At 39.0% G+C, this 18113-nt stretch carries 15 protein-coding genes; 9 read left to right on the forward strand and 6 right to left on the reverse strand.

All coding sequences use genetic code 11. The features are described from left to right. The 7 genes from CWD91_RS22435 to CWD91_RS22465 all read left to right on the forward strand — a co-directional run. Positions 1-3323: beta strand repeat-containing protein (locus CWD91_RS22435; protein ID WP_157943877.1), on the forward strand; the 3323-nt coding region annotated here is incomplete at its 5' end. Between the two features lie 31 nt (positions 3324-3354). After that, on the forward strand, positions 3355-5379 hold the full coding sequence (locus CWD91_RS22440; RefSeq protein ID WP_103443217.1) for a T9SS type B sorting domain-containing protein: 2025 nt from the start codon (positions 3355-3357) through the stop codon (positions 5377-5379). 3 nt (positions 5380-5382) lie between these two features. Beyond that, positions 5383-6351, forward strand: a complete 969-nt coding sequence (locus CWD91_RS22445; RefSeq protein WP_103443218.1) for a PorP/SprF family type IX secretion system membrane protein — start codon at positions 5383-5385, stop codon at positions 6349-6351. A gap of 399 nt (positions 6352-6750) precedes the next feature. Next, entirely contained in the window at positions 6751-7284 is a 534-nt protein-coding gene (idi, locus tag CWD91_RS22450; protein WP_103443228.1) for an isopentenyl-diphosphate Delta-isomerase, read from the forward strand. After that, a complete protein-coding gene (locus CWD91_RS22455) occupies positions 7281-7688 on the forward strand; it encodes a 6-pyruvoyl trahydropterin synthase family protein (RefSeq protein ID WP_103443219.1) in 408 nt (135 codons plus the stop codon). Before idi ends, CWD91_RS22455 begins: the two co-directional genes overlap by 4 nt. 105 nt (positions 7689-7793) lie before the next feature. Next, on the forward strand, positions 7794-8762 hold the full coding sequence (locus CWD91_RS22460) for a type I phosphomannose isomerase catalytic subunit (RefSeq protein WP_103443220.1): 969 nt from the start codon (positions 7794-7796) through the stop codon (positions 8760-8762). A gap of 32 nt (positions 8763-8794) precedes the next feature. After that, the gene (locus CWD91_RS22465) at positions 8795-9064 is read left to right on the forward strand and encodes a hypothetical protein (protein ID WP_103443229.1); all 270 of its coding nucleotides are present in this window, start codon (positions 8795-8797) and stop codon (positions 9062-9064) included. A gap of 53 nt (positions 9065-9117) precedes the next feature. Here the strand turns inward: CWD91_RS22465 and CWD91_RS22470 are convergent, their stop codons facing one another. The 4 genes from CWD91_RS22470 to CWD91_RS22485 form a co-directional block, all read right to left on the reverse strand. Beyond that, on the reverse strand, positions 9118-9831 hold the full coding sequence (locus tag CWD91_RS22470) for a DUF4369 domain-containing protein (protein ID WP_103443221.1): 714 nt from the start codon (positions 9829-9831) through the stop codon (positions 9118-9120). A gap of 44 nt (positions 9832-9875) precedes the next feature. Beyond that, complete coding sequence (locus CWD91_RS22475) at positions 9876-11138, reverse strand: DUF819 family protein (protein WP_103443222.1); 1263 nt, start codon at positions 11136-11138, stop codon at positions 9876-9878. A 45-nt stretch (positions 11139-11183) separates the two neighbouring features. Further along, positions 11184-11987: a Cof-type HAD-IIB family hydrolase gene (locus CWD91_RS22480; RefSeq protein WP_103443223.1), complete on the reverse strand. Its 804-nt coding sequence runs from the start codon at positions 11985-11987 to the stop codon at positions 11184-11186. A gap of 158 nt (positions 11988-12145) precedes the next feature. After that, complete coding sequence (locus tag CWD91_RS22485; protein ID WP_239985910.1) at positions 12146-14401, reverse strand: transglycosylase domain-containing protein; 2256 nt, start codon at positions 14399-14401, stop codon at positions 12146-12148. A 223-nt stretch (positions 14402-14624) separates the two neighbouring features. Here CWD91_RS22485 and CWD91_RS22490 point away from each other — a divergent pair, with 223 nt between their 5' ends. Then, on the forward strand, positions 14625-15398 hold the full coding sequence (locus tag CWD91_RS22490) for a S1/P1 nuclease (RefSeq protein WP_103443225.1): 774 nt from the start codon (positions 14625-14627) through the stop codon (positions 15396-15398). A gap of 293 nt (positions 15399-15691) precedes the next feature. Here the strand turns inward: CWD91_RS22490 and CWD91_RS22495 are convergent, their stop codons facing one another. Both CWD91_RS22495 and CWD91_RS22500 read right to left on the reverse strand, forming a co-directional pair. Further along, positions 15692-16291: an alpha-ketoglutarate-dependent dioxygenase AlkB family protein gene (locus CWD91_RS22495; RefSeq protein ID WP_239985911.1), complete on the reverse strand. Its 600-nt coding sequence runs from the start codon at positions 16289-16291 to the stop codon at positions 15692-15694. Beyond that, a complete protein-coding gene (locus tag CWD91_RS22500; protein ID WP_103443226.1) occupies positions 16288-17160 on the reverse strand; it encodes an AraC family transcriptional regulator in 873 nt (290 codons plus the stop codon). Before CWD91_RS22500 ends, CWD91_RS22495 begins: the two co-directional genes overlap by 4 nt. 221 nt (positions 17161-17381) lie before the next feature. On the opposite strand from CWD91_RS22500, the gene CWD91_RS22505 reads away from it, so the two are divergent. Next, on the forward strand, positions 17382-17969 hold the full coding sequence (locus tag CWD91_RS22505) for a hypothetical protein (protein WP_103443227.1): 588 nt from the start codon (positions 17382-17384) through the stop codon (positions 17967-17969). Positions 17970-18113 lie beyond the last annotated feature (144 nt).

The following is an 18113-nucleotide window of genomic DNA, read 5'->3' on the forward strand; positions in this document are numbered from 1 at the left end:
AAAACATATTAAGCGGAGGTAACGATAAGGTATTGGTTACGGATGCAGTTGGTACCGTGGAGTGGATCGACAAGTCGAGCTTTGCCGCCATTGCCGACCAGGTAACGATTACGGGTGCTGGAACAACAGCTGATCCCTTCAAGGTGGAGGATCTGTCCATTGTGACCGCCAAGCTTGGAGCCGATGCTGTGACCAATGCTAAATTGGCCGACAATGCGGTTCAGACAGAAAATATATTGAACGGGACCATTTTAACGGAGGATATTTCCTCTGGAGGTAACGATAAGGTATTGGTTACCGATGCCATCGGGACCGTGGAGTGGATCGACAAGTCGAGCTTTGCAGCCATTGCCGATCAGGTGACGATCACAGGAGCAGGAACAACAGCTGATCCCTTCAAGGTGGAGGATCTGTCCATTGTGACCGCCAAGCTTGGAGCCGATGCGGTGACCAATGCTAAACTGGCCGATAATGCAGTTCAGACAGAAAACATATTTAGTGGTGGAAACGATAAGGTATTGGTTACGGATGCCGTTGGTACAGTAGTTTGGGTGGACAAGTCGAGCTTCGCTGTTTTGGCCGATCAGGTGACCATTACCGGAGTAGGTACGGTTGCGGATCCTTTCAAGGTAGAGGACCTTTCCATAGTAAATTCCAAACTTGGCCCCGATGCGGTAACCAATTCAAAATTGGCCGATGATGCGGTAAGGTTGGAAAACATAGCTGATGGTACGGTCTCTGGGCAAGTAATGCAATGGGATGGGACCGATTGGACTCTAGTAGATTTAGGTTCTGTTACGGTTACGGAAAATGATGGAGTTATCGGAAACGAGGTAACAAATGGAACAGATGGCACTTTGGTGCGTTCGGGAGCAGGAACAACAATTAGCCCTTATACGCTGGACGTGTCGGCCGATGGAATAACTAATGCCGAACTGGCGGACAATGCAGTTCAGACAGAAAACATATTAAGCGGAGGTAACGACAAGGTTTTGGTTACGGACGCAGTTGGTACCGTAGAGTGGGTTGATAAATCATTATTAAATTCTGACAACCAGACCCTAAGTATAGCCGGAGATCAATTGAGCATTACGGGTGGAAATACAGTAACTGTACCGTCAGCCGATGGCTCTGAGACGATAGTGACCGGGGCCGGCATCAATGTGGTGACCGGAAGCGGTACCACGGCGGATCCCTACGTGATCACGGCCACCGAAGTGGACGGCAGCATCACCAACGAGGTGAACACCGCCTTTGCGGTGAACTCGGGGAACCTTGAGATCACGGACGGCAACGGGACGCTTTCTGTACCCTTGTCCTCCTTGGGCACCGACGACCAGAACATAGACGTACTTACGCTTAACGCGACGACCAACATATTGACCGTCGGGATCGAGAACGGGAACGACCTTACGGTGGACCTTTCGGGTCTGGTCGCCGATGGCTCTGAGACGATAGTGACCGGGGCCGGCATCAATGTGGTGACCGGAAGCGGTACCACGGCGGATCCCTACGTGATCACGGCCACCGAAGTGGACGGCAGCATCACCAACGAGGTGAACACCGCCTTTGCGGTGAACTCGGGGAACCTTGAGATCACGGACGGCAACGGGACGCTTTCTGTACCCTTGTCCTCCTTGGGCACCGACGACCAGAAGATTGATAAGTTTGTTCTAAATGGGACAACCTTGGAATTATCTGTGGAGAATGATGGTGAGGCCGATAAGACAATAGATTTAAATGGCACCTTTGCTACAGATACAGAATTAAGCAATGCCATTTCTGCAAGTGAAGCATTGGATTTGGATAAAGTAACCGGCAACGAAGTTACCAATGCCACAGATGCAACTTTAATACGTTCCGGATCAGGTACAACTGCAAGTCCATATACATTGGATGTAGCAACGGGAGGTATTACTACTACTGAAATTTTAGATGGTACTATTGCTACTGCTGATTTAGCCAATAACTCGGTTACTAGTGCCAAAATAGTTGACGCTACTATTGCCACTGCCGATTTAGCAAATAGTTCAGTGACTAGTGCTAAAATAGTTGATGGTACGATTGTAGCTGCGGATTTAGCAAACAATTCTGTGACACCGTTAAAGATTGATGCTTCGATAGCTGGTTCAGGAATTTTAAGAAATGGAGTAACAGGAGTATTATCTGTTGATGTATCAAGTTTAACAGGTGATGGTTCAATCACTTCAACTGATTTGACAGTAACTGGTGGTGCAAATTCAACATTGAATGATGTTACCTTAACAATAGCCAATAATGCTGTAACAAGCGCAAAAATATTAGATGGAACCATAGCAACTGCTGATTTAGCCAATAACTCAATAACTACGGGTAAAATAGTAAATGGAACCATTTTGGCCGAAGATGTTGCTTCTGGTGGTAACGATAAAGTATTGGTTACCAGTAGTGCAGGCATAGTGGAATGGATAGACAAGAGTGCTTTAGTACCAACCACCACTGTAAGCAATATTAGTAATATTAATACTTTAACCACAACCGTAAATGGTGTTACAGGATCAGGAGTAAGTATTATTAATTCCAACGTATTAAATTTAAGTGGTACCAATCAATTGACCAGTACGGTTAACGGTGTGTCATCACCAGCACTGAATTTGAATTCATTCTTGGATAATACTGACAATCAGACTTTATCAACTAATGCAACCCCTGGGTATATTGCTATTACCGGGGGTAATAATGTGACTTTAAATGTGAATGATGCGGATTCAAATATCGGAAACGAGTACAATACGGCTTTTGCTGTTAGTGGTGGAAATCTAACGATTACAGATGGTGGTGCTGCAAGATCGGTACCATTATCATCCTTAGGTTCTGATGATCAAACACTTACTCTGGTTGGGAATGACCTAACCATTGAAAGCGGAAATACAATTACATTGCCATCCGCGGACGGAACTGAAACTTTAGTAACTGCAGGCAATGATATTAGCGTTACTGGAGATGGTAGTACAGCTACTCCATATGTAGTTGCAAATACACGACCTAATATTTTCTATCCTCCTTCCATTGCCGTGGATGCCTCTTCAACAGGCACGGGTAGGACAATTAATCTGCATACGCAATATACAGCCCAGTTTGGATCTCCAATGGTGTCCAGTAATTTAGCGCCTACTGCAATACCTACCTATGCCAATACAGAACTGTATTACTATGTTACGTACTTTGATAATACGGTGTTTGCCAATGTAAGTGTGGACGAATTTGGGGTAATGACTTATGATGTAATAGCAACACCAACAGATTACAATTCATTGATCAACGTTGTTTTTGTAGTAAAATAATATAAACTAACCAACAAGGAATACCAGGAGTTTGAAGTCAAAACATATATATAGATTTCTTTTTGTTAGCCTAGTAACCATTTTCTTTGGTACTAATTTGGCCAATGCACAGTTTTTGTTGCAGGCACCCAATAGTACCGATGAGCATAATTACAAATGGTATGAAGCTTCCGATGCCTCTACGGTTTTGGGTACTGATTTTTTTTATGAGGCTACTTCATCAGGTATTTATTTTGCAACATACGATGGTACCCTTTGTGGGTCAAATGCCACAGGTTATTTTATTTTAACGGATTGTACAAGTCCAGATAATGAGGTAACCATGGATATTTCCAATAATGTAAGTCCGAGCGCTGCAATTAGTTGGTCGCCGGCAGTTGGTGGCGATCAGCTGAGGCCAACGGTAATCGCTACCCAAAGTGTGGTGCGATATACAGCGACTGTGACCAAGGCAGGAAATTCCTTTGATTTGCCAAATTTTACGGTAGTTTGTTTACAGCAATCCAGTGTTTTGGTTGATGATTATGTAACTGTCAACGAAGATTCATCTGTAGTAGTGCCCATTTTTGACAATGACAGCAATTTGCCGACTACCGGTATTTTGACTACAACAAATCCATTTAATGGGAACGTTCTTGTTGATGATAATGGGACGCCAAACAATCCATCGGATGATATAGTGACCTTTGTTCCAAATCCGAACTATAATGGTCCAATTACATTTACCTATACAATTTGTAATGCCCTGGGTGATTGTAGTACTGCAACCGTAAATATAGATGTACTCCCTATTGTTGATGCATTTGATGATTCTGTTGCTACCCTGGAGAATATGCCTGTTGACATAGATATCTTGGCGAACGATAATGATATCCCTGTACTGGGAACCATAACCACCACCAGTCCAACCAATGGTAGTGTAGTAGTGGACAATAATGGCACACCAAATGACCTTACAGATGATTTTGTAACCTATACACCTAATAGTGGTTATATAGGTAGCGATATTTTTACCTACACAATTTGTGATAATCAATCCAATTGTAGTACTGCAACTGTTAATATATTGGTCAATCCGAATGGAATAGTGGACATAGATAGTGATGATGATGGAATTTTAGACAGTTTTGAAGATCTTAATTTGGATGGTGATAATGATCCCAATACTGATCCAACGGATTCCGATGGTGATGGTATAGCAGATTATCTGGATATTGACAGTGATGACGACGGTATTCCAGATAACGTGGAAGCTCAGACCACCCAAGGATATGTTCCTCCAAGTGGAGTGGATGCCAATAGTAATGGTCTGGACGATGCTTATGAAAATAATGGAAATCTAGGCTTGTTCCCAATAGATACGGATGGGGATAGTTTACCAGACTACTTGGATGAAGACAGTGATAATGATAACGTACCGGACAGTGTTGAAGGCCATGACCATAATCATGACGGAATCCCGGATGTAGTTTATATTGGTTCGGATAAGGATAATGATGGTCTGGATGATGGTTATGAGGGCAATACGGCCATAGATGTGGATGTTAATGATGAGATGAACGACCCATATAATGATCTACCAAATACAGATGGTGATGATGAAGTGGATTATCGGGACAGCGATGATGATGATGATGGAATACTTACCATTGATGAAGATGAAAACGGGGATGGAAATTATGCAAATGACGATTTTGATGAGGATGGAATTCCTGATTATTTGGATTCTGATTTGATTATACTGGACGTTGGAGTGGAAGTGTTTAATGTAATAACACCTAATAACGATGGTATCCATGATGTATTGACGATTAGAGGGATTGAAAATTATCCAAACAATACTATCAAAATATATAACCGATGGGGAGTTTTGGTATATGCCACCAAGGCCTATAATAATGATTCCAATTATTTTGACGGCACTTCGGAGGGGAGGGTCACCATTAATAAAGACAATCAATTACCGGTAGGAACTTATTTCTATATTTTGGACTATACCCGATCTGTTGGAGGAAAGATGACGACGCTTACGGGATATATTTATATAAACAGATAAAGGATGTCAAATCTAATAAAAAACATACTCAAGCCGCACCCAATATCATTTTGGTTATTTGCAGTAATTATCTTGGTCAGCTTTAAGGTACAGTCCCAACAGGACGCCCAATATACCCAGTATATGTATAATACCGTAAGTGTAAACCCAGCTTATGCGGGTTCCCGTGGGCATATAAGTATGGCGGCACTGCACAGGTCGCAATGGGTTGGTTTGGACGGTGCCCCTACAACACAGACGTTAAATTTACATTCGCCTATAGGGTATAGAGGCGTAGGTTTGGGAATTTCAATAGTTAATGACAAAATTGGTCCCACCTCTGAAACTTATTTTGATGGGGATTTTTCATACACCGTTTATACTTCCCAGGAAGGTAGATTGAGCTTTGGATTAAAAGCCAGTGCTCATATGTTGGATATTCGCTATTCCGAGCTTAATCAGGATTATTCAAATCCCGGAGGACCGGACCCAACTTTACAGCAGGACATAGACAATAAATTCTCCCCGAACATTGGAGCAGGAGTCTATTACCATACCCAGAAATTCTACGCTGGTTTATCGGTGCCTCGTTTTTTGCAGACCACACATTTTGATGGAGAGGCATTGTCGACCGCAAAGGAACAGATGAATTTATATCTGATAACAGGTTATGTATTTGATTTGAATACCAATTTAAAATTTAAACCTGCTATTTTAGCCAAAGTAGTACAGGGTGCGCCGCTTCAACTTGATGCCTCGGCAAATTTTATGCTTAGTGACAAGTTTATTTTTGGGGCCGCTTATAGATGGGACGCTGCAATTAGCGCTATGGTAGGCTTCAATATTTCCAATTCTTTTCTAATTGGATTGGCATATGACAAGGAAACCACAGAATTGGGACAAGCAACATTTAACGACGGATCCTTTGAGATTATTTTGCGATATGACTTTATTAAAGAACTTGGCAATTTAAAATCCCCGAGATTTTTCTAAAAGAGTATCCGAATTTTTATTAGAGACACCTATATTTCAAAGGCCCCAGTGCATTAAATTTCAAATGTAGAACTAACCCTTCCTATCAAGGCGCCTCAATTTCAATACAGTGAAAATTGCCACGGGTTATTAAAAAAAATTATTTTAACCCATTACCTCTTTAGCTTAGTCCGAAGATTATTTGCTTATGGGGAAACTGCCCATAAGGTGTGCCTACATAACTATGACAGTTTATATATAAATTTTAAAAGCTAATTACTTTCGCAATATTCTTGTGGGAAATTTTCACTTGCCACCGTTGTCTTTGGTAAAGGGTAATAACACGAAACAATCCCAAAGTATTTAATTTTTATGATGGACTTGGCCCTTATTATTGGGGAAAGGTTTTATTTTTACCAAATGGAAGAGGAAAAGGTAATTCTTGTTAATGAATTTGATGTTCAAATTGGTCTGATGCCCAAAATGGAAGCCCATGAAAAGGCTTTGCTCCATAGGGCATTTTCTGTATTTATAATGAACGATAAAGGGGAGACAATGATCCAGCAAAGGGCGGGTCACAAATATCACTCCCCACTTTTATGGACAAACACTTGTTGTAGCCATCAACGGGACGGGGAATCCAATATTGAAGCAGGAACCAGAAGATTGAATGAAGAAATGGGTTTTAATGCGGAATTGAAGGAGTTGTTTTCCTTTATTTATAAGGCTCCCTTTGACAATGGTCTAACCGAACATGAATTAGATCATGTGATGATAGGACACTATAATGGGGAACCCAGTATAAACCCTGATGAAGTTGCCTCATGGAAATGGATGACTCCCCTTGCGGTTAAAGAGGATATGGTTACCTCCCCGGAGAAATACACAGCATGGTTTAAAATTATTTTTGATAAGTTTTACGATCATATTTCACAATATAATACGGCCATATGAAGGTAAAGGTAAGTAGGAAGGCTCACTTTAATGCCGCTCACAGGCTGTATAGGCCAGATTGGAGCTTTGAAAAAAATGACAGTGTTTATGGACTGTGCAATAACCCTAATTTTCACGGCCATAATTATGAGTTGGTAGTTAGTGTTACTGGGGAAATTGATCCAGAGACAGGCTTTGTAATGGATATGAAGGTGCTTAAGGATCTTATTAAGGATAAAATTGAAAATAAGTTGGATCATAAAAACCTTAACGTGGATGTGGAATGGTTTAAAACCATAAATCCAACAGCAGAAAATATAGCCGTTTATATTTGGAACCTGCTTAGGCCATTTATTGAAGCTTCACACGAACTGGAGGTCATCTTATATGAGACACCAAGAAATTACGTGACTTTTTCCGGATAGTTGTGTTTTTATAAAGCCAACTGGCATTGGAGCAAACTAATTAAATTCAGTTTAAGCAAGACAATCAAATTATTAAAAGTATACAAATACATAATACCAAACAGAATGAACTTATATCCTTTAAAATTCAATCCAATCCTTAAAGAGCGCCTTTGGGGCGGTACCAAATTAAAAGATGTTTTGGGAAAGCCTATTGAAAATGACATTACAGGTGAAAGTTGGGAGCTTTCTGCCGTTGAGGGTGATGTGTCCGTTGTTGCCAACGGTGATTTATCGGGTGCCTCCCTACAGGAATTGATCAATAAATACCCAAAGGAATTATTGGGAAATAGTGTTGTAGAGCGATTTGGTAAAGAATTCCCCATTCTCATTAAGTTTATCGATGCTAAACAGGATTTGTCCATCCAATTGCACCCAAATGATGACTTGGCTAAAAAACGCCATAATTCCTTTGGAAAAACCGAGATGTGGTATATTATGGATGCCGATAAGGGGGCAGAGTTGATTGTTGGTTTTAACAAAGATGTAACCAAAGAGGAATATGCCAAAAGTATAGAGGAAGATACACTACTGGATTTGTTGAACTATGAAAGTGTAAAGGAAGGGGATACTTTTTTTATTAACACGGGAAAGATGCATGCTATTGGCGCTGGCGTTTTACTGGCAGAGATACAGCAGACCTCTGATATTACCTACCGTGTTTTCGATTTTAATAGGAAGGATAAAAATGGCAATTTAAGGGAATTACATACAGATTTGGCTTTGGACGCCATAGATTATACCAAGAAGGCCGATTTTAAGGTAAAGTATTCCAATAAAAAAGACAGTGTAAATAATATGGTTTCATGTCCATATTTCAATACCAATATTTTGGAGCTAACCAAGGATCTGGAATTGGATGTTGAAAAAAGGGATTCGTTCACTATCTACATGTGTGTAGGGGGTAAGGCAACTATCTCCAATGAATTTGGTTCGGTATCCATAGAAAAAGGAGAGACCACTTTGGTAGCTGCACAGTCCAAAATTATAAATATAATCACAACCAGCGCAAAACTTTTGGAGGTTACTATCTGAAAATGATTACTTTTGCAAAAAAAATATTACCAATGGCAAGTATAAAAGATTTAAAGAAAGACATTAATTACGTTTTAGGAGATATTATTGAAGCGGTGTATTTAGTGGAAGCTTCTGGAAATAAGCAAAATTCAAAAGAGGGCAATGCGATAATAGATAACGCAATTGAAACTTTTGATGAGCTAATAGCAAAAGTTAACCAGAAGTCTGTTGAGAATAGACCGGCACATTTAAAATCCGTTAAAGCGGAATTGCAAACCAAGGCAGGTTCTTTAATTGAACAACTGAATAAATTAGGGTAACAATAACCTTAGAAAAGTAAAAAAAAAGCATCCATTTAATGGATGCTTTTTTTTTACTGCTTTGCCTCTTTCTTGGCAACTTCTATATGTTCCTTTAATTCCTGTCCGTATTTGGATTTGGCCACTTCGGGAGAGAGCGAATTGTTTATGGAGTCCAAATATTTAATGTTGGCGTCTGCCACTTCTTTAACGGCGATGTATGGGGCTACATACGAATCTGCATTGTTCAATGCAAAATTAATGGCATACAGGTAACCACGCTTTACATTTTTATCGGTTAAATTTTGAAGGGAATCCATTGCCGTGGAATCATTTTGGGCTTTAGAATCCATACTCATTCTTATATATTCCAAATTCTTGGTATTGAATTTAGACATAACTTCTTGATATTCCTTGAGCTTCTCATTACTTTTGGATCCCTCTATTTTTGCATTCAAGTCAAAAGTATTCCAGTTAGTTTTAATGGTTATATTTCCAGGCTCGGCAAAGAAGGTAATTCTGTCATTAATACTATTGTTGTCCTTTTTGTCCAAATATAGGTAGAATAACTCTGGGCTTTCCAGTTCCGTGGTAAAGGAAAAATTGCCATCCCCATCCACTAGAAGGGAATCAACAGTTACTAAGGTGGTGTCCGCAATGTGTTGCAGGTATAAGGTTCCCTTTTTTAATCCCTTTACATTACCCGTAACGGTCATAGTATTTTCAGTAACGCCTCCACAGGAGATAACAACTATTGCCAGTACCGCAACCATTAAAATTTTCTTCATAGTATTTTTTTTGAAGCGCAAATATCACTAAAGTTTATGGAATTTTAAACTTTTGATGCAATTTCCATAAGAATTGTACAAAGTATGGCACCGCCAGTACCAACTACGTATCCAAAAACGGCCAATAAAACCCCTACCGAGGTTAATGATGGGTGAAATTCCGCTGCAACCACTGGGGCCGACGCAGCGCCGCCCACGTTAGCCTGACTGCCCACGGCAAGGAAGAAATAGGGTGCCTTGATCATCTTGGCTACAATGATCAACAAAACGGCATGGATTGTAATCCAAACAAAACCAATGGCAATCAAGCCAGGATTTTCAAGCACCTTGCCCAAATCCATCTTCATACCTATAGTGGCCACCAGGATGTAAATAAATACGCTGCCCAATTTACTGGCGCCCGCACCTTCATAATTTTTGGCTTTGGTAAAGGAAAGCACTATTCCTACTAGGGTTGCAAGTACCACCATCCAAAAGAAACTGGAGCCTAAAAAGGATAAAAAACTTTTATTATCGCTAACACTTTCATAAGTGCTGGTCAAATATGAACTGATGTAATCCCCGAAAAGATGGGAAATTCCAACCCCGGTAAAGGCAAAGAAAAGCATCATCATATAATCTTTCAAAGTAGGAACCCTAGTGATTTTTTCTGTAAACTTCGAAACTTTTATTCTAAGTTCTTCAATAGCTGAGGTGTCCGCTTTAAGCCAGCGGTCTATTTTTTGTGTTTTGCCCACGCCCAATAAAATAATGGCCATCCAAACATTGGCAACTACAATATCTACCAATACCATTCCGCCATACTTATCAGGATTGTACTGGTAAATTTCTAGCATTGCGGCTTGGTTGGCTCCCCCTCCGATCCAACTACCGGCAATAGTGGCCAAGCCCCTCCAAATGGCGTCAAAATCGTTCCCTCCAACAGTTTCTGGAGAGAATATGGATATTAATAAAATGGCCAATGGTCCACCAATGATAATCCCCACCGAACCCGTTAGAAACATAATCAAAGCTTTTGATCCCAAATTGGCAATGGCCTTAAGGTCAATACTCAAAGTCATTAAAATAAGGGCTGCAGGGAGTAAATACCTACTGGCCATAAAATATAGGTTAGAGATCTCGTCCGAAATTAAACCACTACTAGCCAAAATAGACGGCAGTACATAGCACATTAGTACAGCCGGTACTATATTGTAGAATTTACTCCAAAAGCCGGTTTTTATGGAAGAGGTGTAAAATATAAATCCAAGACAAAGGGTAAGAAGTCCAAATACAACGGTATCGTTGGTAATGATCGGGTCGCTCATAAAAAATTATTGTTCAATAAGGCTTGTCACTTGCGCCAAATATAATCAAATTAAAATATGCTGTTTTATGTAGTGTGCCACCCCGTCCTCAGAATTTTTAAGGGCCAGACCACTGGCAATGTGTTTTACTTCTTCCCGCGCATTGGCTACCGCTATACCACGTCCAACATTTTGCAGCATCTCCATATCATTGTAGTTGTCCCCAAAGGCAATAACATCGTTTAAACTTTCATGTTCTTGAAGTAAAAGTTTAATGGCAGTTAATTTGGAAACCGACTTGGGGGCAATTTCGATCAGGGTATCATTGGATCTATAAAGGTTCAATGATCCTGCAAAATTCTTTTGCAGTTCAGGGAAAAGAACATCGGTATTTTCTTTGTTCCCCATCAGCATAATCTTGTGGGCTCCAATTTTTCGGGTTGTCCATTCCTGTATGGTCTTTTCAGTATCCCTGTAGGTGGGAAGGGTTTTTGTATACTTTATTTCCTTTTGTACCCGTTCGGAGTCCATTTGCACATACCATTCGCCTTTAGAGTAAAGTCCTAATTGAATTCCCACTTGGTCGGCCATGTTATATATGGAAACAATTTGCTCCATATCAATAAAAGTTGAGAGCAATTCTTTTGACCCATGTAGTACCAATGCCCCATTATAACATATAATAGGTTCATTTTCTATCCCCAGGTTTTTTTGAATATAGGTCATGGATTGTGGCATTCTGGCCGAAACCAGTATAATCCTTATATGGTCCTTAATTCTTTTGATTTCCGAAATCGTAAAATCGGAGACATTGTCTTTAAAGGTCAATAAGGTACCGTCCAAATCGGAACATAAAATTTTGAAATCCATATTATAAGATAGGGAATTTTAGTTTTTAAATCTTTTCGTTTTCAAAGATATAGTTTCACGATAAAATAGGGCATTGATTTGCATGAATGATAATTTTGGAATCACTATTTGGGAATGGAAAACCGATGGCCTTAGCCATAATAATTGATATAAAGTCCTTAGGTTTTATTATTACTTGTTCTAAAATCCTTGGTTTTCTTTTTCTTGGGATTTTTGAACAATCTTTTGAAAAACCCATCCTTTTTTACCGGGTCGCAATTCAATTCAGTTAATACCGCAGAGGATGGAGTAGGAAATTTGGCCCTAGTTATATAATTGAAGGATTTATCGGCATTTAGTTTTTGCAACCACAAAGCAAAAATGGGTAGTGCTGCATTGGCCCCCTGTCCCAGACTGGTACTGTTGAATCCAATTTCATGGTTGTCCAATCCCACCCAAGTAATGTTAATTAGTCTTGGCGTTAAGGCTATAAACCAAGCATCTTTGTTGTTCTGTGTAGTCCCTGTTTTTCCTGCAATATCGTTTTTAATTCCGTAAGTGGAGCGTATTCGGGCGGCGGTACCACTATTTACAGTTGCTTTCATCATCTCTATCATTATCTGGCCATTTTCTTCTGAAAAGGCCCTTTTTTCGGCTACTATAGGTTTGAAAATCTCTAGTACGGAGTCTTTTTCATTGGTAATTCGTTCAATTAAAAAAGGGGTAACGGATTTACCGTTGTTCAAATAACTGGCATAAGCACCTGCAAGTTCATTGATTTTAATTTCGGCAGTCCCCAATGCCAATGATGGCAATGATGGTAATTTCGTGTCGATGCCCATTTTTTTGGCTTGTTGTATCACCTTGGGAATGCCTGTTTTTTCCAAAACCTTTACTGCAACGGTATTAACAGAGTTGCTCAAGGCCTCTTCCATTGAGTAATTCAGGTAGGCCTCATCTTTTTTGCCCGAATTGCTGGGGGACCAACCTTCCATATTTTCGTAGGCTACCTCCTGGGCGGAAAAGTAAGTGCAGGGAGCAATGCCATTTTCAAGGGCGGCGGTGTAAACAATGGGTTTAAATGCAGAGCCCACTTGGCGCTTGCTTTGGGAAATGTGATCGTATTTAAAATGTTTAAAATTAATTCCACCTATCCAGGTTTTAACAGCACCTGTTTTGGGATCTATGGACAGGGAGCCAGTATTTAGGAATTTGAGGTAATGCAGAAGGCTATCCACTGTGCTGGCAGAACGCATTTCATTCTGGTTCCAATCGCTTAGCTGTATTTCTTTTTTTAAGTTCATGGAATCCATTATCCGATCCTCTTTTAACCCGGCATTTTTCCATTTTTTGTAGGGTTCTGAACTCTGGATAATTTTATTGATGAGTTTTTTATTACTTTTCCATGGCGCCCGATTTCCGTAACTTTTTTCAAAATTGTTCTGAAGTCCCTTCATATGCTGAATCATGGCTTCTTCTGCCAAAATTTGCATTTTGGAATCCAATGTTGTGTATATTTTAAGTCCAGAAGTATAAATATTAAAATCTTGTCCTTTCTCTCTCTGCGCCTTGGCCCAAACTAGCATTTGTTTTCTGACTTCCTCCCTAAAATAAGGAGCAATTCCCTGATTATAATCGTACTCCCTGTAATTAAGTTGTAGCGGAAGCTGTTTAAGACTATCTGACTCTTGTTGTGATATAAAATTATTGGAATACATGGACTGCAATACCAAATTTCGTCTGTTAAGGCTGTTCTTTGGAAAAACACGGGGGTTATAGCCATAGGTTGCCTTCAACATGCCCACAAGGGTTGCGCTTTCTTCCAGTTTAAGTTCTCTTGCTGATTTGTTGAAGAATTTTAAAGAAGCACTTTCTATCCCGAAGGTGTTGTCACCAAAAGAGACCGTGTTCAAATAGAGCATTAGAATATCGTTCTTGGAATAAATGGATTCCAATCTTGAGGCAATTATCATTTCCTTTAATTTTGATATGGCCAAATTGAACTTTCCGGATTTTTCCCTAGGATATAGATTTTTTGCAAGCTGTTGACTAAGGGTACTACCGCCACCAGCAGCCTGATCCTGCATCAGGATGGTCTTGAACGCTACTCGGAGCAGACTCTTGAAGTCTATTCCCGAATGATCGTAAAACCGCTCATCTTCTATGGCCACCAATGCTTCTATCAAGTTTTTGGGGACAGCTTCAAATTGAATGGGCTGCCTATCAAATAGAAAATATTTTCCGATAAGCACACTATCCGCAGAATAGACCTCGGAAGCTCTCTGGTACTTGAAATCAGAAAGCTGCCGTGTATTGGGTATCTTGCCCCAAGCACCTAAATATATGGACAGAAGCAACAATAGAACACTGCCTCCTACTACCAATAAAGAAAGGATTCCAATCCGAAGGAATGGATTTTTTATTTTTTTGAACATCAATTTTAATAATTAAGTTCTGCAAGATCAAATTAAAAAATTTAATGGGAGCACTTCTTAACAATTACTTAAATTCCAATTTGTTATTTTTGGAGGCCAATTTCAAACAGTGCAAAATAATATATAGCTGTAAGAACTTAGAGTTTCATCAATCATTGTTTTGACTCAAAAGACAACTTCTGTATTCGGGAGGTACAATAGTAAAAACAACTAAAAATTATAAATGAAAAAAATAATTGCACTTTGTTTTCTTATGCTTCAATTAGGATACGGAAACAATATAGAATGGTCTAAGACCGGACACAGGACTATAGGAGAAGTGGCACAGCAACATTTGTCCGGGAAGGCAAAAAAAGCGCTAAAGAAAATGTTGGATGGTCAAAGTTTGGCTTTGGTTTCAAATTATGCAGATGAAATAAAGGCTGATAGAAGCTTTTCCAAGTTTGGCCCCTGGCATTATGTAAATTACCCGGCAGACAAAAAATATACAGAGGTTCAGCCAAGTGTGGAGGGAGATTTAGTTATTGGAATTGAAAAGTGTATAGCAATTGTTAAGGATAAAAATAGCAGTGCAGCTGATAAAGTGTTTTATTTAAAAATGATGATTCATTTGATCGGTGATCTGCACCAACCTATGCATGTGGGCCAGCTGGAAGATAAAGGAGGGAACGATATTCAACTTCAATGGTTCGGAAGAGGTACCAATTTGCATAGATTATGGGACTCCAACATGATCGATGATTATGGCATGAGCTATTCGGAATTGGCAAATAATTTACCCACCCTGAACAAGAGTGAAATCAAGAACATTCAGAAGGGCAATATATATGAATGGGTAGAAGAATCACAGGATGTGGCCAACGAGCTATACCTTTCGGTAGAGGAAGGTGAAAAACTGGGGTATGCCTATGGTTATAAATATTGGGCAACTGTAGAACATCAACTTCAAAAAGGGGGTTTGCGCTTGGCCAAGGTTCTGAACGACCTTTTTTCGTAAGCAGATTTCACCATAACTTATTTATTCTAAAATTTCATTACTACTAAATGAGCCGATTGCCAAGGTACGAATGGAAGGCTGATCTTTTCATTATCTTATGTTATGGCTTAGTTATACTTATTATCGAAAAAATCATGGCTTTTGACCAATTTTCATATTATTTGGCAAAATAATTGAGTTATTATTATTGAAGTTGGGTGTGAGGAGACTAACGTAAATGCCTGGTAGGTTAGGGGCAGTGTCCAACAGAAATAACAAAGGCATAAAAAAATCGGTTTTCGTAACCGATTTTTTTATTTAATAATTCTAAATGTAATGTTGATCCGTTCATTGATCACTTTGGTAGTTTTGGGAATTTGGTGATACCAACAATGTTGGGTTTCTCCCTTCATTAAAAGCAAGCTGCCATGTTCCAATAATAGTTTGTGCTTCAATTCCTTGTTCAATTTGTGTTTTAGATGAAAGTAGCGTTCTTGCCCCACAGTTATGGATGCAATTACGGGATTTTCTCCCAAGGCTTTTTCATCATCAGCGTGCCAACCGTTACTATCCTTACCGTTTCTGTATAGGTTAAGGAGGCAGCTTGTAAAGTGTATGCCAACTTCCAATTGTAACTTATTCTTTAATTCCAGCAATTCCGATGAAAACATATGGGGTTTCATGCTAATGTTGGAATAGGAATAGGCTTTGTTATTTTCCCCAAATAATGCCGTTAATCTTGGTTGTGGGTATGTTTTGCCAAATACTGTAATATTATCCTGTTTCCATGGACTGGTTTCCTTAAGAATCTTGAAAAAATAATCAGCTTCTGCAGTATTTAAAAAGTTGGGATAATAAACTATGTCACTATCTGGGAGTTGAAGGTCTATTCCATTGACATATAATTTGTTCACGACTGCAGCACATTTTTCAATTCATTTCTATATTCGGAAGGATTTTGTCCTGTGAAGGCTTTAAACGATTTGTTGAAATGGGAGAAATTGTTAAATCCGCTTTCAAAACAGACCTCAGTAATACTGATTGGCTTTTCTGCCAATAATTTGGACGCATGTACCAATCTACATTCATTAACGAACTGTATAAAGGTCTTGTTGGTAATTTTTTTGAAATATCTACAGAATGAAGGAACCGTCATGCTAACTAAATCCGAAATTTCCTCAAGCGTTATTTCTTCCTTAAAGTTTGATTTTACATAATTGAAGACAATATTTATTCTGTCATTGTCCTTTACCTCCGTTTGTAATGAAAAACCTTGTGCGTTCAATACCTGATATTCTTTGGAATTTCCCAATTCGTTTAAAATATTGAGAATGGAGAGAAGTCTTTGGAAATCGCTCTGATATTCCATAACCTCTATTTTTTCACCAATTTTTTTCTTGGTACTACCTGTGAATGCAACACCTCCTCTAGCAATTTGAAAAAGGCTTTGAATTTTTTTCATTTCGGGAATGTTGAAAAAATCGTTCCCCAAAAAATCCTGTTTCATTTGTACTACACTTTCGTTTTTATTGCCGGTAAGCACATCCGTGAAGCCACAATGGGGCAGGTTGGATCCAATTAGGATTAAATCTCCATCGGTATAATAAGATACGTGGCTTCCTATTTGTCTCTTTCCAGATCCTCCATTCACATAAACGAGTTCAATTTCAGGATGATAATGCCAAACCCCAATCTTATTAGGGTGATGTTCATCAAACTGTTGATAGGTGTAAGAATGACCGAAATCAGGTTCTATTACCTCAAATGTAGGTTTAGGTATCATATCCTCTTATTTCATTAGATAGTGTAAAGATATTACAGCTGTTTACGACTATTCTGTGCAAAATTAACTTAAATATGTCCTATATTAACTTCTTAACAATTATTTAATATTGAGAGATGGTAAAATAGAATAGAAACTGGAAAATTATGGAGTAGTGGGAGGTGAATTGCTGGTCTACATTTGCCATATAAATGATTTATTAATATTAAATCCTAAATGTTATGAAAGCAGTTTTAAAATTAACAGCAGTGGCAGCCTTATTACTTAGTAGTACTATAGCAATGGCCAACGATCCAGGAATGTACTTGACAACAGTTAAAGAAGCAAAAAGATTGGTTCTTAAATTAAATAAGCAAACCGAATCTTCTGTATTGACTTTGACCGATACAGAAAAGCACCAGATATTCGTGGAGAATATTAGGGAAGATGAAGATTACTCTAAAAAGTTCGATTTGTCAAACTTGGAGGAAGGTCTTTATTATTTAAAGATGGAAAGCCTTACAAGAACAGTGGAGTTCACTATAAGTGTAGAGGATTCAGAGGTAAATGTTATTGCTCGTGATGAAGTGGCAAAACCATTTTTTAGAAAAAGAGGAAATATACTTTATGTAAATTACTTCAACCAAAAATTAAACTCGGTAGTTATTAATGTAGTCGATAGTGAGAACAGGGTAGTTTTTACTCAGAAAATGGGTGCGGAATTGGTAATTGGTAAGATGATCAACTTTACAAATGCTGTAAAAGATGACTATACCGTATCCGTTAGTGAGGGTACCAATACCTATTTCGAAACAGTTTCGGTGAAGTAGTAAAACTAAAAAAGAGATACTAAAATTGGAAAACAGGGGCCATTTGGCCAGTCATGGTCGGAAGAAATTCCGACCATTTTTTTATGTTTCAAAATGATCTAATTTCCCTTCACATTTTACGACTATCATAGCAATAGCCAAATT

Source organism: Arenibacter hampyeongensis, from assembly GCF_002909255.1.
Classification (GTDB): domain Bacteria; phylum Bacteroidota; class Bacteroidia; order Flavobacteriales; family Flavobacteriaceae; genus Arenibacter; species Arenibacter hampyeongensis.

Excerpts from the sequence above, each read along its gene's own strand:
- CWD91_RS22445 (WP_103443218.1), top strand. The coding sequence starts at position 5,383 with ATGTCAAATCTAATAAAAAACATACTCAAGCCGCACCCAATATCATTT.
- idi (WP_103443228.1), top strand. The coding sequence starts at position 6,751 with ATGGAAGAGGAAAAGGTAATTCTTGTTAATGAATTTGATGTTCAAATT.
- CWD91_RS22455 (WP_103443219.1), top strand. The coding sequence starts at position 7,281 with ATGAAGGTAAAGGTAAGTAGGAAGGCTCACTTTAATGCCGCTCACAGG.
- CWD91_RS22460 (WP_103443220.1), top strand. The coding sequence starts at position 7,794 with ATGAACTTATATCCTTTAAAATTCAATCCAATCCTTAAAGAGCGCCTT.
- CWD91_RS22465 (WP_103443229.1), top strand. The coding sequence starts at position 8,795 with ATGGCAAGTATAAAAGATTTAAAGAAAGACATTAATTACGTTTTAGGA.
- CWD91_RS22470 (WP_103443221.1), bottom strand. The coding sequence starts at position 9,831 with ATGAAGAAAATTTTAATGGTTGCGGTACTGGCAATAGTTGTTATCTCC.
- CWD91_RS22475 (WP_103443222.1), bottom strand. The coding sequence starts at position 11,138 with ATGAGCGACCCGATCATTACCAACGATACCGTTGTATTTGGACTTCTT.
- CWD91_RS22480 (WP_103443223.1), bottom strand. The coding sequence starts at position 11,987 with ATGGATTTCAAAATTTTATGTTCCGATTTGGACGGTACCTTATTGACC.
- CWD91_RS22485 (WP_239985910.1), bottom strand. The coding sequence starts at position 14,401 with ATGTTCAAAAAAATAAAAAATCCATTCCTTCGGATTGGAATCCTTTCT.
- CWD91_RS22490 (WP_103443225.1), top strand. The coding sequence starts at position 14,625 with ATGAAAAAAATAATTGCACTTTGTTTTCTTATGCTTCAATTAGGATAC.
- CWD91_RS22500 (WP_103443226.1), bottom strand. The coding sequence starts at position 17,160 with ATGATACCTAAACCTACATTTGAGGTAATAGAACCTGATTTCGGTCAT.
- CWD91_RS22505 (WP_103443227.1), top strand. The coding sequence starts at position 17,382 with ATGAAAGCAGTTTTAAAATTAACAGCAGTGGCAGCCTTATTACTTAGT.